The organism is Chryseobacterium lactis (genome assembly GCF_003815875.1).
GTDB classification, from domain to species: domain Bacteria; phylum Bacteroidota; class Bacteroidia; order Flavobacteriales; family Weeksellaceae; genus Chryseobacterium; species Chryseobacterium lactis.
Window position 1 is genome coordinate 3,251,761 of the sequence record NZ_CP033924.1, and the last position, 23,819, is coordinate 3,275,579.

At 37.2% G+C, this 23,819-nt stretch carries 16 protein-coding genes; 14 read left to right on the top strand and 2 right to left on the bottom strand.

Features of this window, described 5'->3' with window-relative positions:
• Positions 1-61: 61 nt before the first annotated feature.
• A complete protein-coding gene (gene metG / locus EG342_RS14445) occupies positions 62-2,098 on the bottom strand; it encodes a methionine--tRNA ligase (protein WP_103292894.1) in 2,037 nt (678 codons plus the stop codon).
• 335 nt (positions 2,099-2,433) lie between these two features.
• Here metG and EG342_RS14450 point away from each other — a divergent pair, with 335 nt between their 5' ends.
• From EG342_RS14450 to EG342_RS14460, 3 genes are all read left to right on the top strand, one after another.
• The gene (locus EG342_RS14450) at positions 2,434-5,193 is read left to right on the top strand and encodes a SusC/RagA family TonB-linked outer membrane protein (RefSeq protein WP_103292893.1); all 2,760 of its coding nucleotides are present in this window, start codon (positions 2,434-2,436) and stop codon (positions 5,191-5,193) included.
• Between the two features lie 11 nt (positions 5,194-5,204).
• Positions 5,205-6,809, top strand: a complete 1,605-nt coding sequence (locus EG342_RS14455) for a RagB/SusD family nutrient uptake outer membrane protein (protein WP_103292892.1) — start codon at positions 5,205-5,207, stop codon at positions 6,807-6,809.
• Positions 6,810-6,886: 77 nt separating this feature from the next.
• Positions 6,887-9,043: a glycoside hydrolase family 97 protein gene (locus tag EG342_RS14460; protein ID WP_103292891.1), complete on the top strand. Its 2,157-nt coding sequence runs from the start codon at positions 6,887-6,889 to the stop codon at positions 9,041-9,043.
• Positions 9,044-9,139: 96 nt separating this feature from the next.
• Here EG342_RS14460 and EG342_RS14465 read toward each other — a convergent pair whose 3' ends face one another.
• Positions 9,140-10,135, bottom strand: coding sequence for a sterol desaturase family protein (locus tag EG342_RS14465; RefSeq protein WP_103293065.1), 996 nt, complete (start codon positions 10,133-10,135; stop codon positions 9,140-9,142).
• Between the two features lie 202 nt (positions 10,136-10,337).
• Between EG342_RS14465 and EG342_RS14470 the strand changes: the two genes are divergently transcribed.
• The 11 genes from EG342_RS14470 (at position 10,338) to purD (ending at position 23,804) form a co-directional block, all read left to right on the top strand.
• Positions 10,338-12,197: a glycoside hydrolase family 13 protein gene (locus EG342_RS14470; RefSeq protein WP_103292890.1), complete on the top strand. Its 1,860-nt coding sequence runs from the start codon at positions 10,338-10,340 to the stop codon at positions 12,195-12,197.
• Positions 12,198-12,209: 12 nt separating this feature from the next.
• Entirely contained in the window at positions 12,210-12,728 is a 519-nt protein-coding gene (locus EG342_RS14475; protein ID WP_103292889.1) for a nuclear transport factor 2 family protein, read from the top strand.
• Positions 12,729-12,730: 2 nt separating this feature from the next.
• Positions 12,731-14,131 (top strand): MFS transporter, encoded by a 1,401-nt coding sequence (locus EG342_RS14480; protein WP_103292888.1) that lies wholly within the window; start codon positions 12,731-12,733, stop codon positions 14,129-14,131.
• Positions 14,132-14,582: 451 nt separating this feature from the next.
• The gene (locus tag EG342_RS14485) at positions 14,583-16,112 is read left to right on the top strand and encodes a GMC oxidoreductase (protein WP_103292887.1); all 1,530 of its coding nucleotides are present in this window, start codon (positions 14,583-14,585) and stop codon (positions 16,110-16,112) included.
• Between the two features lie 4 nt (positions 16,113-16,116).
• Positions 16,117-17,283 carry an MFS transporter gene (locus tag EG342_RS14490; RefSeq protein ID WP_103292886.1) on the top strand — a complete coding sequence of 389 codons (1,167 nt, stop codon included), beginning with the start codon at positions 16,117-16,119 and terminating at the stop codon, positions 17,281-17,283.
• Between the two features lie 142 nt (positions 17,284-17,425).
• Positions 17,426-18,154, top strand: coding sequence for a pirin family protein (locus EG342_RS14495; protein WP_103292885.1), 729 nt, complete (start codon positions 17,426-17,428; stop codon positions 18,152-18,154).
• Positions 18,155-18,263: 109 nt separating this feature from the next.
• Positions 18,264-18,815, top strand: coding sequence for an NADPH-dependent FMN reductase (locus EG342_RS14500; protein WP_103292884.1), 552 nt, complete (start codon positions 18,264-18,266; stop codon positions 18,813-18,815).
• A 270-nt stretch (positions 18,816-19,085) separates the two neighbouring features.
• On the top strand, positions 19,086-20,078 hold the full coding sequence (purM, locus tag EG342_RS14505; RefSeq protein ID WP_103292882.1) for a phosphoribosylformylglycinamidine cyclo-ligase: 993 nt from the start codon (positions 19,086-19,088) through the stop codon (positions 20,076-20,078).
• Between the two features lie 145 nt (positions 20,079-20,223).
• The gene (gene purN, locus EG342_RS14510) at positions 20,224-20,790 is read left to right on the top strand and encodes a phosphoribosylglycinamide formyltransferase (RefSeq protein WP_103292881.1); all 567 of its coding nucleotides are present in this window, start codon (positions 20,224-20,226) and stop codon (positions 20,788-20,790) included.
• Between the two features lie 169 nt (positions 20,791-20,959).
• On the top strand, positions 20,960-22,477 hold the full coding sequence (gene purH, locus EG342_RS14515) for a bifunctional phosphoribosylaminoimidazolecarboxamide formyltransferase/IMP cyclohydrolase (protein WP_103292880.1): 1,518 nt from the start codon (positions 20,960-20,962) through the stop codon (positions 22,475-22,477).
• 88 nt (positions 22,478-22,565) lie between these two features.
• Positions 22,566-23,804 carry a phosphoribosylamine--glycine ligase gene (gene purD, locus EG342_RS14520; protein ID WP_103292879.1) on the top strand — a complete coding sequence of 413 codons (1,239 nt, stop codon included), beginning with the start codon at positions 22,566-22,568 and terminating at the stop codon, positions 23,802-23,804.
• The last annotated feature ends 15 nt before the right edge of the window (positions 23,805-23,819 follow it).

A 23,819-nucleotide genomic window follows, 5' to 3' on the forward strand; every position in this document is an offset into this window, starting at 1 on the left:
CTGTATATAAAAGAAAGGCTGCTTCTAGTGAAACAGCCTGTGATCTTTATAAGGATTTTAATTATCCGATCTCAATCCCGTTTTCAACATTGCTGTCGTCCGGTGTTACGAAAGATAATTTTCCGTCTGGCTTAGTTGTCAGTAACAACATTCCCTGAGATTCAATTCCTCTGATTTTTCTTGGGGCAAGGTTTAATAAAATCATCACCTGCTTACCAATTACTTCTTCCGGAGTAAAGCTTTCGGCAATCCCTGAAACCACAGTTCTTACATCTACTCCTGTATCTACAGTCAGTTTTAATAATTTATCTGCTTTTTCTACTTTCTCAGCCTCTACAATGGTTGCTGTTCTAAGGTCTATTTTAGTAAAATCATCAAAAGTGATCTCTTCTTTCATTGGGTTCGCGTTAGGGTTTGTCTTTTTATTGTTTTGTTTAGTGTCTTCTAATTTTTGAATCTGAGCTTCAATTACATTATCTTCAATTTTTGAGAAAAGAAGAAATGCTTCGTTGATTTTGTGACCGGTTTCAATTAAAACAGATTGTGTTTCAACTTCGTTCCAGGTTTTCTTTTCAACATTGAACATATTCAATAACTTTTCAGAACTGAAAGGGATAAATGGTTCACATAACTGAGCTAATGCTACTGCAATCTGAGCGCCAACAAACAGAGATTGTGCTGCCTTTTCAGGATTATCCTTTATTGTTTTCCAAGGCTCTTCTGTCTGAAGATACTGGTTTCCAAAACGAGCAAGATTCATCAAGGCCGTTAAAGCGTTTCTGAATTCATAATTTTCAAGGAATCCTGAAATCTCTTTTGCAGCTTTGTTGATTTCCTTTAATTCAGGACTATCTACGTCTCCTTGTGGAACAACTCCATCATAATATTTATGAATAAGAACGGCAACTCTGTTGATGAAGTTTCCAAAGATACCTACCAATTCAGAATTATTCTTCGTCTGGAAATCCTTCCAAGTAAAGTTATTATCCTTTGTTTCTGGAGCCGAAGAAAGAAGAGCATATCTTAAAACATCCTGTTGACCAGGGAAGTCTTGTACATATTCATGAGCCCATACTGCCCAGTTTCTTGACGTTGAAATTTTATCGTTCTCAAGATTCAGGAATTCAAATGCCGGAACATTCGCTGGCATAATATAGTCTCCATGCGCTTTCATCATCGCAGGGAAAATAATACAGTGGAATACAATATTATCCTTTCCGATAAAATGTACCAGATCGCTGTTTTCACTTTGCCAGTAATCTTTCCAGTCTTTTCCGTTTTTCTCAGCCCATTCTTTTGTAAAAGAAATGTACCCGATAGGGGCATCAAACCATACATAAAGAACTTTTCCTTCTGCATTCGGAAGTGGAACAGGAACTCCCCAGTTCAGGTCTCTGGTCATGGCCCTTGGCTTTAAACCATCATTTAACCATGATTTAACCTGTCCGTAAACGTTGGGTTTCCAGTCATCTTTATGGCCTTCAATGATCCATTCATTTAAAAAGTCCTCATACTCATTTAAAGGAAGATACCAGTTTTTTGTTTCTTTTAAAATAGGAACATTTCCACTTAGCATTGATTTCGGATTGATCAGTTCTGACGGCGAAAGGGTAGAACCACACTTTTCACATTGATCTCCGTAAGCATTTTCATTGCCACAATTCGGGCAGGTTCCTACAATATAACGGTCAGCAAGGAATTCTCCTGCCTGCTCATCAAAATATTGTTCAGAAATTTCTTCTGTGAATTTCCCTTTTTCATATAAAACCTTGAAAAAATCCTGACTGGTTTCATAATGTTTTTTGGAAGTTGTTCTCGAATATTCATCAAATGAAATCCCAAGATCTGAAAAGGATTTCTTAATGATCTCGTGGTATTTGTCAACGATATCCTGTGGAGTTACTCCTTCCTTTTTAGCTCTTATGGTAATAGGAATCCCATGCTCATCTGAACCACAGATAAACGCTACATCTTTTCCTAATCTTCTCTGAAATCTTGCGTAAACATCCGCAGGAATATAAACACCTGCCAAATGCCCTATATGAACCGGCCCGTTTGCATAAGGCAAAGCTGCCGTAATCATCTTTCTGTTTGACATTTATAGTAAAGTTTTAACTGCAAAGATAAGGATTATCTGTTGAATACCGCTATTTGTGGACTTATTATGATAGTTAGTGAATTTTACGGGCTTGAATATGAAATAAAGTTAAACAAATGTTTAACAAATTATTAAAACGTAAGATAATATTATGCAAAGCATACTATCGAATAAATTATTGGACTTTAAAGAACTAACCTATTTTCGTTTCGTAATATACAGAATTTTAACTTAAATTATATTAAAATTATGATAATTCTATTTTTTTTATAAATTGCGACACAGGCTTTATGCCAAAATAATGTACAAAACGAAACTATATTAAAAATAAGATTGTGAAGAATTTTACAACGATATTAAAAGTGGCGCCCGCTTTTTTATTGGCCAGTACAATAATGCATGCGCAGACAACAGACTCTGTCACCAAAGAAAAGAAGATCGAAGAAGTTGTATTGATCGGGTACGGGAAACAGAAAAAATCTGACCTTACCGGTTCCATAACTTCTGTAACGGCTAAAGACTTCAATGGAGGGGCAACTTCTGCCGGACAATTGATCCAGGGTAAAACACCCGGGGTACAGATTACCAACAACAGTGGAGCTCCGGGATCCGGAACAAAAATCAGAATCAGAGGAACATCGTCTTTGGGTGGAGAAAACTCTCCATTGATTGTTATTGATGGAGTGCCTCAGGATTTTGTAGGTGTAAATGGTGTTTCTGACCCATTATCATTAATTAACCCTAATGATATTGAAACATTTGATATCCTGAAAGATGCTTCCGCAACAGCAATCTACGGTAACAGAGCTTCTAACGGGGTAATTTTGATTACTACCAAAAAAGGGAGTGCCGGAAGATTTAAGGTTAACTTCTCAACAGTGACTTCACTTTCAACAAAAATGGGCAATGTCGATGTTTTAAATGCTGATGAATTCAGACAATTTGTAAACACCTATGCTCCGGACAGTTATAAAACTAAATTGGGAAATGCCAATACCAACTGGCAGGATGTTATTTATCAAACAGCGTGGGGAACGGATAATAATGTGGCCTTCTCAGGAGGTATTAAAGCATTACCTTACCGTTTATCAATCGGATATAACGAACAGAATGGTATTGTAAGATCAAATTCATTCCGAAGAACTTCTGTAGGTTTGAATTTGAATCCTAAATTCTTTGATAACCATTTATCAGTTAATGTAAATGCAAAAGGAACTTTCACCGACAATAGATTTGTCGATCCGGGAGTGATAAAAGCGGCTACCTACTTTGATCCTACACAGCCTGTATATTCAGGAAATTCTAAATATGGAGGGTATTATGAATGGCTGGATGGCAATTCTCCAAACGGATATAATGTGAATGCCAGTTCAAATCCGATGGGAATGATCGATGGTCTTCGCGATGTTTCTTCTGTAACCAGAGGGTTAGGAAATATTCAGTTAGACTATAAATTTCACTTTCTTCCTGATTTGCATTTTAATGTAAACGCAGGATATGATTATACCAAAAGTGAGGGGCATAAAGTAAAAGATGGCAGATATAGAATAGGTTACGAAGATAAAGGAAGTGAGAACTTCTATTCGATGGAAAAGAAAAATAAGTTGTTGGAAACTTATTTTAATTATACTAAAAATATTTCCGCCATTAATACCGGAGTAGATCTTACAGCCGGATATTCTTATCAGGATTTTAACATCATCATTCCCGGTGCTCTTACGAACAGAGGAATTGGTAATAATACCAAAGATGTGGATTTTGAAAGCCGAAATACATTGATCTCTTTCTATGGTAGAGCGATTTTTACCATTGCTAACAAATACATCATTTCAGGATCTATCCGTAGAGACGGTTCTTCCAGATTCTATAACCTGACCAGAGATAACGTATGGGGTGTATTCCCGGGGCTATCTTTAGCCTGGAAATTAAATGAAGAAAATTTCATTAAAAATATTTCAGCGATCAGTACTTTGAAACTGAGAGCCGGATGGGGTAAAACCGGGCAACAGGAATTGCCAGCACTTGGTGTCAATGGTAACAAACCGAATAATTATCCTGCACTGGGGGCTTATAACCCAAGTAATCCCGGAGCTTATTATCAGTTTGGAAATGAATATTATTATATGTTCCGCCCTGCTAATTTCAATCCAAATCTTACGTGGGAAACTACCGTTACCAAAAACATTGGGTTAGATTTTGGTTTTGCTAAAAACAGAGTAACGGGATCTATTGACCTTTTCAGAAAAGATACCAAAGATTTGTTGGTGTTTGCAGATGAACCGGCTGGAGGTTTAAGCAACGCAAGCTGGCAGAATATCGGAGATATGAAGAATGAAGGGATTGAAGGAAGCATCACTGTGATACCAGTTAAAAATGAAAATACAACCTGGGAAGTCAACTTTAATGCAACTCACTATAAGCCAGTCGTTACAAAATTGAAAGACAGAGGAGGAGAATCCTTTAATATGGAAGTAGGAGGAATTGAAGGAGGTTCAGGAAACAGAATTCAGGCACATGCTGTAGGATATGCTCCTAATTCATTCTGGGTATATCAACAGGCATATGACGCAAGTGGAAACCCGATCAGTGGAGGGTATGTAGACAGAAACGGAGATGGGGTCATCAATACAAAAGATATGTATTATTACAAATCGACTACTCCTGACGCTATTCTAGGTTTTTCAACCAAATTATCTCACAAAAACTGGGATTTTGCATTAAGTGCAAGAGCAGTATTAGGTAATTATGTTTATAATAATGCAGCATCCAATAGTTCTTTAAAGTCTGCTTCTACCAACGAATATTTACAGAACGTATTTTCATCAGCTGCTGATTATAAGTTCTCCGATTTCCAGTACAGATCAGATATTTATGTAGAAAACGCATCGTTTTTCAGATTGGATAATATCAATATCGGATATAATTTCGGGGAAGTTTTCTCAAAAGGAAGTAATCTGAAAGTATATGGTATGGCACAGAATGTTTTTGTGATCTCAAAATATTCAGGCTTAGATCCTGAAGTATATGGCGGAATAGACAACGGATATTATCAGATGCCTAAAATTTATTCTATAGGCTTTAACTTTCAATTTTAAATAAAAGTAAGATGAGATTTAATAAAATTAGACTTAAAAATATAGTATTACCAATTTCTGCTGCATTTTTGCTAACAACAGCAGCTTCCTGTTTAAAGGATCTTGAAAGAGAACCGATAACAGATCAGATTGGAAACAATATATATAAGGATTTTGCCAATTATAAGAATGTTTTGGCAAAACTGTACGGTGGTCTTGCCATGGGCGGACAGATCAGCGGTGACGGAGATCAGCCGGATAGTGATATTAACGGGATCAATGGAGGGTTTTCTCAATACACCAGATTGATGTATACCCTTAATGTACTAACTACAGATGAAGCCGTAATCGGCTGGAATGATGGAAACCTCCATACCATACACAAAATGACATGGGATGCTTCCAACGAATTCATTGCAGCAACGTATTACAGAATATACACGGAAATAGCTTATTGTAATGAGTTTTTAAGAAATGTTACGGATGAAAAGCTAGGTACAAACAATATTACCGGAGATAACCTTACTCAGGCAAAATTAATGAGAGCGGAAGCCCGTTTCTTAAGAGCTCAATCGTATGTTCATGCGTTGGATATGTTTGGAAATGTTCCTTTTGTAGACGAGACTTATATTCCGGGAACACCGAACCCGCCAAGCAGAATTGAAAGAAAGGATTTGTTTAAATATATTGAAACTGAACTTTTAGCAATCGAAGGTGAATTAAAAGATTCCCGAACAAACGAATACGGAAGAGCAGATAAAGCCGCTGCGTGGGCTTTGCTGGCAAGATTATATTTAAATGCTGAAGTCTATACGGGAACCCAGAGAAATACAGATTGTATCACGTATTGTAACAAAGTCATCGGAGCCGGATATTCTTTAAAACCAAAATATGAAGATCTGTTTTTAGCAGATAATAATGTCAGCAATTCTGAACAGATTTTAAGTGTAAACTTTGACGGAATTAATACACAAACCAACGGTGGTACTACTTATTTGGTACACGCGGCTGTTGGTGGAGAAATGAAAGCTGCCGATTACGGAATCAACGGTGGTTGGTCCGGTTTGAGAACTACAAAATCATTTGTAGGTTTATTCCCGGCTGATGGAAGTGACAAAAGAGGTAGATTTTTTACCACAAAACAAAATCTGGAAATTAATGATCTTGCTTCTTTCAACGATGGATATGCCTTTATCAAATATAAAAATATTAAAAGTAACGGTTCTCCCGGTGCTCATAATAACTGGGTAGAAGCTGATATTCCTTTATATCGTTTGGGTGATATTTACCTGATGTATGCAGAAGCTGTGCTAAGAGGCGGAAGCGGAGGTAGCCAGGCTACGGCTATTGAATATGTCAATAAGCTGAGAGAGCGTGCTTACGGAAACACCAGCGGTAATGTAACTTCTATTAACCTTGATTTTATCTTAGACGAAAGAGCAAGAGAATTATCCTGGGAAATGACAAGAAGATCAGATCTTATCAGGTTCGGAAAGTATACTACAGGTGCCTATGTATGGCCATGGAAAGGGAATGTAAAAGAAGGAAAAGCAGTAGATAGCTACAGAAACCTTTTCCCGATTCCGGTAAGAGATCTTATTGCAAATCCTAACCTGATCCAAAACCCTGGATACTAATAAAATACAGAATATATAAAGAGTGAAACGCTGCTCTTGGCAGCGTTTTATTTTACTAAAGTTAATAAATAGTCATTATGAAGAAAATTACAGTTGGAGCTCTTTTGCTCTCAATGATGTTTGTAGGCGTAAAAGCACAATCTTTAAAATCTCCGGATGGGAAATTTGAAATGAGTTTCCAGTTAAAAGAAGGAGTACCTTACTATAACCTTAAATACAACGGGGCAGTAGTGGTTGAAGATTCTAAATTAGGATTAAGATTATTTAAAGACACAGCCGTAAAGTTTGCTTCCGAAATAGCAAAACCGGAAGATGCAAAATTCGATTTGAATAATGGTTTTGCAAAGGTTGATGAAAAAAGAGATTCCAAAAACGAAACATGGCAGCCGGTTTTAGGAGAAAAGAAAAACTATATCAACAACTACAATGAACTGGCAGTGACGCTGAATCAGGCTTCTACAGAAAGAAGTATTGTAGTAAAATTCAGATTGTTTAATGATGGACTGGGATTCAGGTATGAGTTCCCCCAACAGAAAAATCTGAACTATTTTGTGATCAGAGAAGAAGACTCAGAAATTGATTTTCCGACCGATATGAAAGCCTGGTGGATAGTGGCAGATTACGATTCTCAGGAATATCAGTATCAGGAAACAAAAGTTTCTGAAATTCCTGCAAAATGGGATAAAGCGTTCGATGCCAATGCCTCTCAGACTTTGGTGAAAAATGCTGTTCAGTCTCCGTTGATGCTTAAAAAAGAAGGAAAAAATCCTCTATATATCAACGTTGCTGAAGCTGCAGTATTAGATTACCCGGCTTCTCATCTTGAAGTAGACGCGCAGAATTTTAAATTCAAAACGCATTTAACAGCGGACAGACAAGGAGCGAAAGGATATATTCAAACCCCATCAGTAACCCCTTGGAGAACCATCATCGTAGCGCCGAAAGCAGAAGAGGTGATGGATTCAAAAATGATTTTTAACCTTAATGAACCTACAAAATACACGGATACGTCTTACATTCATCCAACAAAATATATGGGTGTTTGGTGGGAAATGATCATCGGGAAATCACAGTGGGCGTATTCTACGGCAGAAAACGTTCACCTGGGAAAAACTGATTTTACAAAACTGACTCCCAACGGTAAACACGCTGCCAATAATACAAAGGTGAAAGAATATATCGATTTCGCAGCAGAAAACGGATTTCAGGGTCTGTTGATCGAAGGCTGGAATATTGGCTGGGAAGACTGGTTCGGGCATTCTAAAGAATATGTTTTTGATTTCATTACCCCTTACCCGGATTTTGATATCAAAATGTTAAATGATTACGCTCATTCAAAAGGAATTAAGCTTATCATGCACCATGAAACATCCGGTTCAGCAACGAACTATGAAAGATGGGCAGATAAAGCATTCCAGACCATGAATAAATATGGTTACGATGCGGTAAAAACAGGATATGTAGGAGATATTATCCCAAGAGGAGAGCATCATTATTCTCAATGGACTATCAATCATTATTACAGAATAGCTGAAAAGGCCAACGATTATAAAATCATGGTTAATTCTCACGAATCTGTACGTCCTACAGGAGAAAGCCGTACCTATCCGAACTACATCTCTGCTGAAGCAGCCCGTGGTACAGAATATGAAGCGTTTGGAGGGAATAAACCGGATCATCAGACCGTTCTTCCGTTTACAAGATGGATGGGAGGTTCAATGGATTATACGCCGGGGATTTTCCAGACTAAGTTAGATTATTATTTCCCTGGAGATAATCGTTTTGTAAAAACTACCCTGGCAAAACAGTTGGCATTATATGTAACGATGTATATGCCTCTTCAGATGGCAGCAGACCTTCCTGAAAACTACAAAAAGCATATGGATGCTTTCCAGTTTATCAAAGATGTTGCGGCAGATTGGGATGATACGAAGATCTTATCGGCAGAACCCGGAGATTATGTGATCACTGCCAGAAAAGCAAAAGGTACTGAAAACTGGTTTGTAGGAGGTATTACCGATGAAAACAAACGTGAATACAGTGTAGATTTCTCATTTCTTGATAAAGGAAAGAAATATGAGGCAACAATCTATGAAGATGGAAAAGATGCAGATTATATTGATAATCCTCAAAGCTATAACATCTACAAAAAAGAGATTACGAGCAAGTCAAAAATTAACTTTAAAATGGTAAGAAGTGGCGGTTTCGCGGTTTCTATAAAACCTGTAAAGTAATTTGAAAATAACACTAAGGTACCCCGGTTCATTGTTTCAATGGCCGGGGCTATCTTTTTAATGGAATAAAGATGTTTCCTTATTCGTCAATTGATTTTATTTATCTTCTGCCTGACTTAAATTGCTTGAATATTCATATTCTGGTTCGGGAGACGGTTCTTGTTTCTTAACAGGAACTCTGTTTTTTACTTTCTCAAAATATTCCTTCTGAAATTGTTTTACCGTTTTTCCGGTGCCGTCATGTCTCCATCCCGGAGGATAAATAAGATATTTTAATCTGGTTTTAAATGAAATTCCGGGCTGCCTGATATCTTTGCCTATTCTTCGCCACTCATAGAATAGAGTAGTTGCCGGATCTTTAGACTCCATTTTAGGATAGATGCCATATTTCACAGGAACTTCAGGGTCTTCTTTTTCAAATGTTCCGAAAATTTTATCCCAGATAATTAATCCCATTCCCATATTTCGGTCAAGATATTTGATATTACAGGCATGATGTACACGGTGATGTGAAGGAGTTACCAGGATATATTCCAGAAATCCCATGCTTTTAATAGATTGGGTATGTACAAATGTACCGTAGATCTGGATCGCGGAGTAAGCCACTAAAATATGCCACGGATGGAACCCCATAAATGCCAGCGGCGAGAAAAATAAATATCTGTACAACGGCTGAAATACAGGACTTCTGAAGCCAGTACTGATATTGAAATAATCGGAATTATGATGGGTAATATGTACGGCCCAAAACATACGGGAATGATGGTCTACATAATGGTGAACATAATAGGCAAAATCCTGAGCAAGGAAAACTGCAATCCAATACCATATTCCTTCCTGCCAGTCAAAAATACGATGATGATAAAAAAACATCATCACAAATAAAGAAAAACCTTTCATTATAATGTCCAACCCATAATTAAGAAGGGCAAAAAGGACATTGGTTGCTACATCTTTAGTTTCATAAATTTTTTCTTTATTAAAGTGGCTGTAAGCCATTTCTATAAAAATAATAGCAGCAAACACAGGGATTGTCCAGGTGTAAACAACATCCGGGCCCTCAGTTTTGAACATATTACTGAAGTCAAACATTTTTTCTGTAAAACTAAAGATAAAAACAATGGGAAGCCCCATTTTTAGATGAAATTTTTGTGAAAGTTTTATATGTTTTTAATAAAATTTAAGATAAAACAAATAAATGTAGATTTTTTTGCCCCAAAAGGGTAGGAAAACATACATTCCAAATAGGTTTTGACTGTATATTTGGAAATTTAATGCTAAATTGAACATTGATATGAAAATAATATATGCAGTGCTAGCCCTTTCCATAGCCTCTGCTGCTTTTTCCCAGAAAGTACTGGAGAGAGTAGAACCGGCTTTCTGGTGGAAAGGAATGAAAAATCCTGAACTTCAGATTTTGGTGTATGGCAAGGATATCGCTAATAATGAGATTACACTTTCAGATCAGATACCCATTAAAGGGATCCAAAAAGTTGACAATCCAAATTATGCTTTTATTACCGTCAATACCAACGAAATCAATGTTCCAAAGTTCAGCATCAATATCAAAAAAGGTAAAAAGAATCTTGGAAACTATACCTATGAATTAAAACAGAGAAATTCAAGATCTGCAGATCGGGAATCTTTTACCTCAAAAGATGTGATGTACCTTATCATGCCTGATCGTTTTGCCAACGGAGATGAAAAAAATGACTCCAATCCGGCTTTAACTGAAAAAGCTGACCGGACTTTGCCCAACGGAAGACACGGAGGTGATCTTAGAGGAATCATCAATAATCTTGACTACATTCAAAATCTGGGTGCCACTGCAGTGTGGCTGACTCCGGTAAATGAAGACAACGAGAAGGTTTACTCTTATCACGGATATGCACAAACAGATTTATATAAAATAGATGCCCGTTACGGAACCAATGAAGAATACCGAAATCTTTCCAGAGAACTGAACAAAAGGAATATGAAACTGGTGATGGATTATGTAACCAATCACTGGGGAGTTTCTCACTGGATGATCAAAGATCTTCCTTCGAAAGACTGGATTCACTGGTTTAATGACGGTGACAATGGTTTTAAACGCTCTAATTATAAAACCACCACACAATTCGATACCAATGCAGCTGAAATTGATAAAAAGTATGCATTGGACGGATGGTTTGATAAAACGATGCCTGATATTAATCAAAAGAACCCATTAGTGTTAAAATATTTGACTCAGAATGCCATCTGGTGGATTGAATATGCAGAATTAGGAGGCTTCCGGGTAGATACCTATCCTTATAACGATAAAGAAGCCATGGCTAAATGGGCCAAAGCAATTACCGATGAATATCCGAAATTTAATATCGTTGGAGAAACCTGGTTGTATACAGCGGGTCAGATTTCAGCCTGGCAGAAAAACTCTAAAACCGGAGAAGCTGCAGGATACAATTCAAATTTACCTTCGGTAATGGATTTTATGCTGTTCGCCGATTTACCTAAAGCACTGAAAGAAAAAGAAGGCTGGAACACAGGACTTGTTAAAATTTATGATTCCTTTACCAGCGACTTTCTTTATCCGGACATTAACAATCTATTGGTTTTTTTTGAAAATCATGATACCGAAAGATGGAACGAAATCTTCAATGCTGATCCTAAGACTTATAAAATGGCTCTGAGCCTGATTTCAACGATTAGAGGTATTCCGCAGATTTATTACGGATCAGAAATTGGCATGAGAGGAGATAAAAGCAAAGGTGGCGATGCTGATATCCGGAGAGATTTCCCGGGAGGTTGGAAGTCAGATCCTCAAAACGCATTGAATCCCGCTACACAGACTTCGGGACAAAAGGAATTCTTTCAGTTTACTCAAAAATTATTAAACTGGAGAAAAGGTAAAGAAGTGATTCATACGGGTGAAACTAAAAATTATATTCCTCAGGATGGGATCTTTACTTATTTCAGATATGATGAAAAAGAAAGTGTAATGGTGATCCTTAACAATAATGAGACAGATCAGACGTTGGATTTAAAACGCTTTGAAGAATCCTTAAAAGGATATTCAAAAGGAAAAGAGGTGATTTCAGGAAAAGAATGGATGCTGCAAGACAAAATTGTTGTTCCCGCCAAAAGCTCATTAATTATTGAACTTGAAAAATAAATTATTAACTATATGAAAAATATCATCACTGCTTATACACTGATCCTTTTCTTATTGGGATCGACTGTTCTTTCGGCACAATCAAAAAATACATTTGAAAAAGAAAAGTCAGAAATCAGTACCATGCTGGACTCCTTTAATGAAGCTGCTGCAAAGGCTGATTACAGTGGCTATTTCAATTATTTTGCCGATGAATCTACATTTATTGGAACAGATGCTACAGAAGTCTGGGATAAAAAAGCCTTCATGGTTTGGGCTAAACCCCATTTCGATAAAAAGAAGACCTGGAATTTTACTGCCCTGAAAAGAAATATTTATTTCAGCAAAGACGGGAAACTGGCATGGTTTGATGAACTATTGGATACCCAAATGAAAATATGCAGAGGTTCCGGTGTGGTGGAAAAAATCAACGGCCAATGGAAAGTGAGACAATATGTGCTTTCTATGACAATTCCTAATGACGTAGTGGACAAAGTGGTTAATGAAAAAACAGCCCTTGAAGATCCTTTGATTCAGAAGTTAAAGAAATAAGAATGAACGCCTCGCATAGTACTTTTTCACGAAAAATAAAACCCAATCTTTCCATGCTTCAGATTATTAATATGAGCATGGGTTTTTTGGGAATTCAAATGGCTTTTGGCCTTCAGAACGGGAATGCAAGCCGTATTTTGGGTAATTTAGGAGCAGATGTACATGAATTATCATGGTTCTGGCTGGTAGCTCCTGTTACAGGGCTCATTGTTCAGCCGATTATCGGGCATATGGGAGATAATACCTGGAGTCCGCTGGGAAGAAGAAAGCCTTATTTTTTAATCGGAGCCGTTTTATGCTCGATAGGACTGGTTTTATTGCCAAATGCCGCTACAGTAACTCAGATGTTTGCAGCAAATGCTCTTTTGCTGGCGGTTATTTTCCTTGCCATGATGGATGCTTCCGTCAATATTGCCATGGAGCCTTTCAGAGCTTTAGTAGGAGATATGCTTCCCAAACATCAGGGAACAATAGGGTTCTCAGTGCAGACTATTCTCATAGGAATCGGTGCTGTGTTTGGTTCTTATCTGCCGGATTGGCTTACCAAATTAGGGATTTCTAATGAAGCACCTAAAGGTTTTGTAGCCGATAATGTGATTTACTCATTTTATTTAGGAGCAGCCTTACTGATCATTTCAATTGTTTACACCATCATGACAACCAGAGAATATTCTCCACAGGAGTTTATCGAGTTTGGAGGAGGTGAAAAAGAAGAAGAACCTTCTCAATTGAGAGATATTTTTAAAGATTTTGCTGCCATCCCCGTACAAATGAAAAAGCTGGGAGCAGTACAGTTTTTCTCATGGTTTGCATTATTTACAATGTGGGTATTTACCACAAGTGCCTTGGCAACCCACCATTTTGGACTTTCACCGGAAGATACTCACTCCAAAAGATTTAATGATGCGGGAGACTTAACAGGTAAGCTCTTTGGAATGTACAACCTGTGGGCTATTCCCTTTGCATTTATGTTAACACCCATTGCAAAATGGATCGGAAAGAAACAAACCCATGCCTTAGCCTTGCTTTGTGGAGGTATAGGACTGATTTCAATGTATTTTATAAAAGATGTCAACAATCTATGGATTTCAATGATTGGATTGGGATTTGCTTGGGCAAGTATTCTGGCAATGCCTTATGCCATGTTGATTGAAGTGATTCCGCAGAAGAAAATGGGCGTTTATATGGGAATCTTTAATTTCTTTATTGTAATTCCTCAGATTATTAATGGGTTGTTTGGAGGTCCCATCGTAAGCGGTATCTTCGGAAAACAAGCCATGGATTATGTGGTGGTTGGCGGAATCTGTATGCTGATCGGAGCTTTAGTAACAATGATCTTTGTAAAATCAGAGGACGAAACCCCTAAAGAAATAGAAGAGGAAATTCAACAGGTGCATTTTTAAGAATAGGAAATTGAAAATGGAGCGTTGAAAATTATTAAACGCTTGATTTAATAATGTTTTACCTCAAAACATCAATGGGAGCGGGCTTTAGCCCGCTTTCTATATAAATAACAATCCACTGGCTTCAGCCAAAACTTATTTTATATTAATATTTAATAAACTCTCGCAGATTTTTTAGATAAAGCACATTATTACGCATAGTTGAAAAAATTTTTACGATTGAATCATAACCATATATCTGTGAGATTTGCATCCACTATGAAATTTTATCGCAGATAAGATCCTCGCGCCTTAAAAATATCAGGTTAATATTATTCCTAACGTCTTCGCGTTATCCAACATATAAATTAAATCTTATATTTCCATTTGCTCAATCAATTGAAATTTAACAATTTGTTAAGCTGTTTCTGGTTTTTAAATCTTTACATTAGATACACCAAATTGTAGGAAAATGTATGATATTATCATTATAGGCACCGGAGCCGGTGGTGCAACCATGGCATATCAATTGGCAGACACCGGAAAAAGAATACTGATTCTGGAAAGAGGAGACTATGTTCCTGTGGAAAAAGAAAATTGGGATTCCACGGAAGTTTTTCAGAAAAACAGGTATACAACAACCGATTTTTGGCTGGATAAGCATGGGAAGCCTTTTCGCCCCGGAATGCATTATAATGTTGGAGGAAATACAAAATTTTATGGAGCGGCATTATTTCGTTTAAGAGAAGAAGATTTTAAGGAAATACAGCATTATGGAGGAGTATCGCCGGCTTGGCCAATTCAATATGAAGATTTGAAGACCTATTACCTGGAAGCTGAAAAACTATTTCATGTACATGGCAAAAGAGGATCAGACCCTACGGAGCCTTTTGATTCTGAACCTTATCCTAATCCGCCATTGCCTCACGAACCGAGGATTCAGGAAATTTTTGATGAATTGAAAGGATATGGGCTGCATCCTTTTGAATTGCCTGTCGGAGTCAATTTTCAACCTCATGCAACTGCGAATGCTCCCTATACATTAGATCGTTTTGACGGATTTCCAGATGCTTCGGAAAGAAAAGGAGATGCCCATCTTTGTGCATTATCAAAGGCACTAGAGTATCCCAATGTTGAATTGATGACCAACGCAAAAGTTGTAAAGCTAAACACAGACAGTTCAGGAAAGAGGATTACTGAGGTGATAATTGAACAGAACGAAGGAACGAAAATACTAACTGCAGATCTTGTTATCCTTTCAGCAGGAGCTATCAATTCAGCAGCAATATTGCTGGAAAGCAGAAGTGAAAGATTTCACAATGGTCTGGCTAATACCTCAGATCAGGTAGGCCGAAACTACATGTTTCATCAGAATACCGCTTTAATTGCCTTGTACACAGAGCCCAATCCAACCAAATTCGGAAAAACATTTGGGATTAATGATTTTTACCACGCAGCCAGAGGATATGAGTTTCCTTTAGGTCACGTGCAAATGTTGGGGAAATCAGATGAAAATCAGATTAAGGCAGACAGCCCCATTCCGGCTCCGGGCTTTACTTTTGAATTAATGGCTAAGCATGCGGTTGATTTCTGGCTTACCTCAGAAGATCTTCCGGATCCTGAAAATCGAGTGACCGTCGAGAATGGACAGATCAAACTTAGTTACACCGATAATAACCAAAAAGGGCATGAATTTTTAAAGGCCGAATTGATCAAAGCCTTAAAAGCATCAGGCAAATTTGAAACTTTTTTATTCAAAGGCTATTATTTCAGTAAAGGAATGGATATTGCTTCACCGGCACACCAAAATGGCACAACAAGAATGGGACTTGACCCTGAAAGTTCTGTAGTTGACATTTATTGTAAAGCACACGATCTGGAAAATTTATATATTGTAGACGGTGGTTTTTTTGTTTCAAGCGGAGCGGTAAATCCCGCTCTGACAATTATTGCAATGGCATTAAGAGTAGGAGAATATCTTAAAAATCATGTTTTGAAATAAAATAATGAATGTCAAACGAATCACTATTATTGTCATTTTCCTTCTGGCTTTTCTTACCGGAGTGAATTTTGTGATTTTTCCTGCACTGGGAACAGCTTTTACTGATCCTTCTCTGTTTGCGCTCTCGTCATCTCAGTTTGGTAATTTATTTATTCCACAGGTGATCTGTATTATTATTTCATGCCTGGCGGCTCCGTTTTTGGTGAATAAGTGGGGCCCTAAAATTATTTTAACTTTTGGGGTTCTGCTGATGCTTATTTCAACAGGCTCTTTATGGATACTGCATTATTTTATAGAAGCAAAATCATCATTATTCTCTCTCCTGATGATAATGGTCGCTTTTACAGGAACAGGCTTCGGTCTTTCCATTACCACATTGAACCCTTTGGCAGCAAGCTTGTTTGAAAAGGAAAACTCTTCTGCTATTTTAATTCTTCAGTTTTTAGTAGGATTAGGAACCTCTACATCGCCTTTACTGATGAACCTGATCGGAGATGTGAAAAACTGGATGTATGTTCCCGGATCCATATTCATTGCTGTAAGTGCTGTACTGATGGCTTTTTTATTTTTAAAAATTGAAAAAGGAACATTTTTTAATTTACCTGCCCATTTTAAAATCTCGGATAAATTATGGATCTTTTTTATTGCCATTATCTTGTATGGATGCATAGAAGGAACTTTTGGAAGTTTTGGTGGCATTATTCTTAAAAATAAAGGATTAGACAATAATGCAGCAAATCTTGGTCTCTCTCTGTTCTGGGGTGGAGTTGCCTTAAACAGGCTCTTATTCGGTATCCTTTCAAAAAGATGGAATCTATCCTCTTTTTTTCTTGTCTCTCCACTTTGCGTAGGAATCCTGCTGTTCATATTACTTGTTTATCCCAATATTAATATCCTTTTACTTATGATGTTTCTGATTGGCTTTTTTATGGGAAGTATATTTCCCGGATCTATTGGTTGGGGAACCATAGAATTTCCTGCATATTCTGTTCTGGTATCCGGTTTTCTGATGGCCGCAAATCAAATAGGAACAGGTACTGTAACTAATATCTTAGGACATTTTTCCAATCATATTTCTTTTATTTTAGGAATTTTAATCCTTCTGATGCTGGTGATAAGTGCTTTGTTTTTCTATCTTAAACGAGGCTCGAAGATTAAAGATGCCTTTTAATCCAACTATGTCAAGGTTTTAAACCTTGACATGGCTGGAAGCTGTCTCCACGTTTAATTTTAACTCAACTTCCTTTCTTAACCTACATCAACATTTTGCAACACCCACATCCCGTACATTTGTACCATAAATAATCACAGAAATGAAAACAGTATATCATAAAGCAGATTCAAGAGGCCATGCCAATCACGGATGGTTAAACTCTTACCACACATTTAGTTTTGCCAACTATCAAAACAAAGACAGAATGAACTTTGGGGCATTAAGAGTGTTAAACGATGATACCGTTTCTCAGGGAATGGGATTTGGAACTCACCCACACCGGGATATGGAAATTATTTCTATTCCTTTGGAAGGAGATTTGGAACACAAAGATTCAATGGGAACTACAGCAGTCATTAAAAAAGGTGAAATCCAGGTGATGAGTGCCGGAACCGGTGTACAACACAGTGAGTATAATAAAAATAAAGATGAAGAAGTAAAATTCCTTCAGATCTGGATTTTTCCAAAAGAACTTGATGTTGAGCCAAGGTACGACCAGAAAAGTATTAAAGAAGGCGAAAAAATAAACGGATTCCAACAGATTTTATCTCCCAATAAAAATGATGACGGAGTTTGGATTCACCAGGATGCTTGGTTCAACATAGCCAACTTTAAAAAAGGAAACGGTAAAAATTACATGCTTAATAAAAAAGGAAACGGAGTGTATGCTTTTGTTTTAAAAGGAAGCGCAAAAATTGGAGACCGCGTTCTCAACGAAAGAGACGGATTGGGAATCTGGGATACCCAGAGCTTTAATATTGAAGCAGTGGAAGACACTGAAATATTATTGATGGAAGTACCAATGGAATTGCCATCTTATCTTAAATAAAACTAAATTTGTATTCTTAAAATCAGAAATAATATCAACCCGTTATTCATTAAATTTAATAAAATAAGGATGACGGGTTGTTATCAACTTAAAAATTAACTATCAAAGTATGAAAATCTTAGCAATAGCAGGAAGTAACTCAGAAGTTTCCATGAACAAGCAGTTGGTGGCCTATGCATCAACACTATTTGAAAATGCAGAAGTAGAAGTAATCGATTTAAATCCTTTCGAAATGCCAATCTATAAGCATGAAAGAGAATTGGCAGGTGGTGTGCCACAGGAAGCGCATGATTTTGCTGCTAAAATTGACGGGGCAAACTTGTTGTTGGTTTCATTAGGAGAACATAACGGAACTTACTCTACAGCATTTAAAAATGTGTTCGATTGGGTATCCAGAATTAAAGACAGAACGGTATGGAATGAAGTGCCAATGCTATTGATGTCTACATCTCCCGGAGGTAGAGGTGGAGCAGGAGTTTTGGAAGCTGCTTCAAAGCGTTTCCCTTTCCATGGTGGAAATGTGGTAGAAACTTTCTCACTTCCTTTCTTTAATGATAACTTTGATAAAGCAGAGCAAAAAATTTCTAACGAAGAGAAAAACAACGAATTAAAGCATAAAATCAAGAAGATTGCGGCCATCGAAACGATCCTTGAAAAATAGAATTTGAATATTCATTTAAAATTACTATTTTTGCAAAAAGAAAAGAGATGAAAATTCAGACCTCCTATAAACAATGTTTTTCTCATAAAGGGAAAATTGTGGGCTCTGAAATTCTGAGATAAAATAACGGCCGATAATCTGAAAAGATTGTCGGCTTTTTTGTTTTCCAAATTTGAAATAAAAAGTAAAAATATAAAAGATAAAAAGACGCCAGACATCAGATACAAAAATTTGAAATCTGAAATCCAATATCTAAAAATCTAAGCAGACATGAGCAACACTTACAAATCAGCAGGAGTAGACAAAGAAGAAGGATACAAAACGGTTGACAAGATCAAAAAAGCAGTTGGCGAAACCCACAATTCCAATGTATTGAATCATTTGGGAAGCTTTGGTGCTTTCTATGAAATCGGAGGATACAAAAATCCTGTCCTGGTTTCAGGAACAGATGGAGTAGGTACAAAGCTGAAAGTAGCTTTGGATACCAAAAAATATGACTCTATCGGGATCGACTGTTTCGCGATGTGTGCCAATGATATCCTTTGTCATGGTGCCAAACCTTTGTTCTTCCTAGATTACCTGGCTTGTGGAAAGCTTGATTCTGAAATTGCTGCAGAAATTGTTCTTGGAATGGTGAATGCCTGTAAAGACAACAACTGTGCGTTAATCGGTGGCGAAACTGCTGAAATGCCGGGAATGTACCAGCCGGGAGATTATGATGTTGCAGGATTCTGTGTAGGAATCGTAGAAAAAGACCAGATTATTGATGGGTCTAATATTAAGCCGGGTAACAAAATTATAGCATTACCAAGCTCAGGATTCCATTCCAACGGATTCTCCTTAGTAAGAAAAGTATTCCCTGACTTCGAAGAAGAATTTGAAGGAAAACCTTTATATGAAACGCTTTTAGTTCCTACCAGATTATATTATAAGGATATTCATAAAGTATTGGAAGAAGTAAAAGTAAGCGGTATCGCTCACATTACAGGAGGAGGTCTTTATGAAAACGTTCCGAGAATTATTCCCGAAGGACTTTGTGCTTCTGTCGACGGTGCAAAAATCAGAATTCCAAGCGTAATGCTTGAATTAGAAAAAAGAGGTGGCGTTACCCGCGAAGAAATGTACGGAACTTTCAATATGGGAGTAGGAATGATCATCGTAGTAGATGCCGCGCATGCTGAAAAAGTATTGCACCTTTTGGACGATGCTTACGAAATCGGAGAAATCACTGAAGGAGCAGAGAAAATTGATTTAAAATTTTAGAAGCTTAATCCCGCTTTCCGCTATATCTTTTTCGCCAAACGCTTTTTTACAAAGCCATTTTTTGAAAAAGGATGCCGCTGCAATCGGGGCTAATTAAAAAAGCCTTGTCAAGGTTCTAAATCTTGAGAAGGCTAAGAAAACAAACATGAAGAACATCGTTGTACTTGTATCCGGTTCAGGAACCAATCTGCAGAGAATCATTGATACCATTGAAGCTGGAGAAATTCAGAATGCAAAAGTAAATTTGGTAGTTGCTGACAGAGAATGTTTTGGACTGGAAAGAGCAAAGAATCACAATATAGAAAACATACTTATTCCAAGAGGAAAGAATTTCAGTAGTGAATTGGCTAAAGTAATTCCACAAAATACAGATCTGATTGTATTGGCAGGATTCTTATCCATTTTAAAATCTGAGTTCTGTGAAAACTGGAATGGTAAAATAATAAATATTCATCCTGCATTACTTCCGAAATTCGGAGGAAAAGGAATGTGGGGAATGAACGTTCACAATGCCGTTATTGAAGCCAAAGAAGTAGAGAGTGGAGCCACTGTACATTTTGTGACTCCCGGTATTGATGAAGGAGAAGCGATACTTCAAAAATCTTTTGAAGTGACAGCTGATGATACTCCTGAAACATTAGCTCAGAAAGTTCACCAGATTGAATATGAAATATTTCCGATAGCGATCAATAAGGTCCTGGGAAATAAATAAATATAACAATGTACCAGTGTACAAATAATTGTAATTGTCATTCTGAGCATAGCGAAGAATCTCATTGTTACATTGATTTAAAAAAAATCTAAGTAAAATAAAAAGTAATCCGGAAGTGAAAGACCCGGATACAGTTTGAAATAACTGTGAAAAGTAAAAATTGAAAGTAATGAGTAAAAAGAGAGTTTTAATCAGTGTTTCTGACAAGAGTGGATTAATCGAATTCGCACAGTTTTTGGAAGCTCAGAACTATGAGTTGATCTCTACAGGAGGAACATTCAAACATTTGAAAGACGCTGGTTTAAATCCAATTCAGATTGATGAGGTAACCAATTTCCCTGAAATGCTGGACGGAAGAGTGAAAACATTGCACCCTAAAGTTCACGGAGGTCTTCTGGCTGTTCGTAACAACGAAGAGCACATGAAAACCGTTCAGGAACACGGAATTGATCTGATCGACATGGTTATCGTAAACCTTTACCCTTTCTTTGAAAATGTAAACAAAGACATTTCTTTACATGAGAAAGTAGAGTTTATCGATATCGGAGGTCCTTCAATGCTTCGTTCTGCAGCAAAAAACTTTGATTCTGTTACCGTGATTACTGATGTAGAAGATTATACAACAGTAAAAATTGAAATGGAACAAAACGGAGACACCTATATTGAAACCCGTAAAAAACTTGCAGGAAAAGTATTCAACCTTACTTCTGCTTATGATGCTGCTATTTCAAGAATGCTTTTAGATGAGGAATATCCTACCTATTTAAATGCTTCTTACAAAAAAGTATCTGACTTAAGATACGGTGAAAATCCTCACCAGACGGCAGCTTACTACGTTTCTACTTTTGAAAACGGAGCAATGAAAGATTTCGAGCAGCTTGGAGGAAAAGAACTTTCTTTCAACAACCTTCGTGATATGGATCTTTGCTGGAAAGTAGTGACAGAGTTTAAAGAAGAAATGGCTTGTTGTGCTGTAAAACATTCTACCCCTTGTGGAGTGGCTATCGGTACTTCAGCATTGGAAACTTATCAAAAAACTTTCGAATGTGATCCCGTTTCTATCTTTGGCGGAATTGTTGCTATGAACTATAAGATTGATGCCGCAACAGCTGAAGAACTCAACAAAACTTTTCTGGAGATCGTAATGGCTCCTGCCTTCGACGAAGAAGCTCTTGAAGTTTTAAGAAAAAAGAAAAATTTAAGAATCATAAAAATCGTAAACCCTGTTTCTGATAAGAAAACTTGGGTGAAAGTTGACGGTGGTATCCTGGTTCAGGATAATGATTTGCACTTCTCTGATGATATTAAAGTCGTTACTGAAACTCAACCGACGGAAGAGCAGCAGAAAGCTTTATTATTCTCACAAAGAGTAGTAAAATATGTGAAGTCAAACGCTATTGTTGTTTCCAACGGGATCCAGGCATTTGGTATCGGAGGCGGACAGGTCAACAGAATCTGGGCAACTCAGCAGGCTATTGAAAGAGCGAAAGAAAAATTCACAGGAGATTTAGTATTGGCTTCTGATGCATTTTTCCCTTTCCGTGATGTGGTAGATTTCTGCGCTCAGGAAGGTATCAAGGCGATCATACAACCTGGCGGAAGTGTAAAAGATCAGGACAGTATAGAAGCTGCTAATGAGCACGGTATTCCTATGATGTTTACTGGTGTTAGACACTTTTTCCACTAATTAAAATAGAATTAAAAAATAATTAGGGATTGTATTTTTAGCATTCAAAATTATATATTTGTAAATTAGACTAGATAATAAATAAAGTATGAGAATATTAATCATAGGTGAAGGCGGTAGAGAATCTGCTTTAGCGGCAAAACTTCAGAATGACCCTAGAATTTCTAAAATGTTTTTTGCCAACGGGAATGCTACTACCGATGTAATAGGGAAAAATGTTCATTTATCAGAAATCAAAGAACTTAGAGATTTCGCTATTAAAGAAAAGATTGATCTTACGATCGTAGGTCCTGAAGCTCCATTGGTAGCTGGTTTGAAGGATGAATTTAAAAAACACGATCTTAAAGTTTTTGGCCCTACTCAAAAGGTAGCAAGCCTGGAAGGAAGTAAGGCTTTCTCTAAGAAATTTATGCAAACCTATGATATCAAGACGGCTAAAGCTGTAGTATTTGATTCATATAACGAAGCTAAAGAATATGTTCAGAAACAACAATATCCTTTAGTAATCAAGGCTAGTGGTTTAGCAGGTGGAAAAGGGGTTGTTATTTGCGACAATCTTGAAGAAGCTGAAGCAACCATCCATGATTTCATGATCAGAAGAATCTATGGAGATGCTGGTATTCGTTTAGTTATTGAAGAATATTTACAAGGTTTTGAAGCTTCTATCATTGCTTTCTCTAATGGAGATCAACTTTTCCCTTGTATCGCTGCTAAAGATTATAAAAAGGCAGGAAACGGAGATACGGGACCTAATACAGGTGGTATGGGTTCAGTGGCACCAAGCCCGGAATTCACGCAGGAACATTATGCAGATTTCGAGAAAAATATTTTAGAACCTACTGTTAAAGGTCTTAAAGCAGAAGGTTTCGGATTTAAAGGAATCATTTTCTTCGGATTAATGGTAACTAAAAACGGAGCTTACCTTCTTGAATACAACATGAGATTCGGAGATCCTGAAACTCAGGTATTGATGGCTCTTATGGAAAACAACCTGTTAGATGTAATCCAGGATTGTATGGATGGAAAAGAGATCGAACTGAAGTTTAAAGACGAAAAAGCAGTTTGTCTGGTAATGTGCTCAGGAGGTTACCCGAGAAACTTCGAAACAGGTTTCGAAATCGTAGGCGAAGACAAATTAAAATATAGTAAACTATTATATGCAGGTGCTGCTAAAAAAGGAGATAAAGTGGTTTCCAATGGTGGTAGAGTATTGAACGTTGTGGCTACAGGAGCTACCTACGAAGATGCCCGCAAGAAAGTTTACGAAGATGCCGGACACGTACATTTCGATTACGGCTTCTACAGAGAAGACATCGGAAAGTTTTAATAAAAATCACGAAAA

Coding starts and splice junctions, on each gene's coding strand:
- metG (WP_103292894.1), bottom strand. CDS start 2,098: ATGTCAAACAGAAAGATGATTACGGCAGCTTTGCCTTATGCAAACGGG.
- EG342_RS14455 (WP_103292892.1), top strand. CDS start 5,205: ATGAGATTTAATAAAATTAGACTTAAAAATATAGTATTACCAATTTCT.
- EG342_RS14460 (WP_103292891.1), top strand. CDS start 6,887: ATGAAGAAAATTACAGTTGGAGCTCTTTTGCTCTCAATGATGTTTGTA.
- EG342_RS14465 (WP_103293065.1), bottom strand. CDS start 10,135: ATGTTTGACTTCAGTAATATGTTCAAAACTGAGGGCCCGGATGTTGTT.
- EG342_RS14470 (WP_103292890.1), top strand. CDS start 10,338: ATGAAAATAATATATGCAGTGCTAGCCCTTTCCATAGCCTCTGCTGCT.
- EG342_RS14475 (WP_103292889.1), top strand. CDS start 12,210: ATGAAAAATATCATCACTGCTTATACACTGATCCTTTTCTTATTGGGA.
- EG342_RS14480 (WP_103292888.1), top strand. CDS start 12,731: ATGAACGCCTCGCATAGTACTTTTTCACGAAAAATAAAACCCAATCTT.
- EG342_RS14485 (WP_103292887.1), top strand. CDS start 14,583: ATGTATGATATTATCATTATAGGCACCGGAGCCGGTGGTGCAACCATG.
- EG342_RS14490 (WP_103292886.1), top strand. CDS start 16,117: ATGAATGTCAAACGAATCACTATTATTGTCATTTTCCTTCTGGCTTTT.
- EG342_RS14495 (WP_103292885.1), top strand. CDS start 17,426: ATGAAAACAGTATATCATAAAGCAGATTCAAGAGGCCATGCCAATCAC.
- EG342_RS14500 (WP_103292884.1), top strand. CDS start 18,264: ATGAAAATCTTAGCAATAGCAGGAAGTAACTCAGAAGTTTCCATGAAC.
- purM (WP_103292882.1), top strand. CDS start 19,086: ATGAGCAACACTTACAAATCAGCAGGAGTAGACAAAGAAGAAGGATAC.
- purN (WP_103292881.1), top strand. CDS start 20,224: ATGAAGAACATCGTTGTACTTGTATCCGGTTCAGGAACCAATCTGCAG.
- purH (WP_103292880.1), top strand. CDS start 20,960: ATGAGTAAAAAGAGAGTTTTAATCAGTGTTTCTGACAAGAGTGGATTA.
- purD (WP_103292879.1), top strand. CDS start 22,566: ATGAGAATATTAATCATAGGTGAAGGCGGTAGAGAATCTGCTTTAGCG.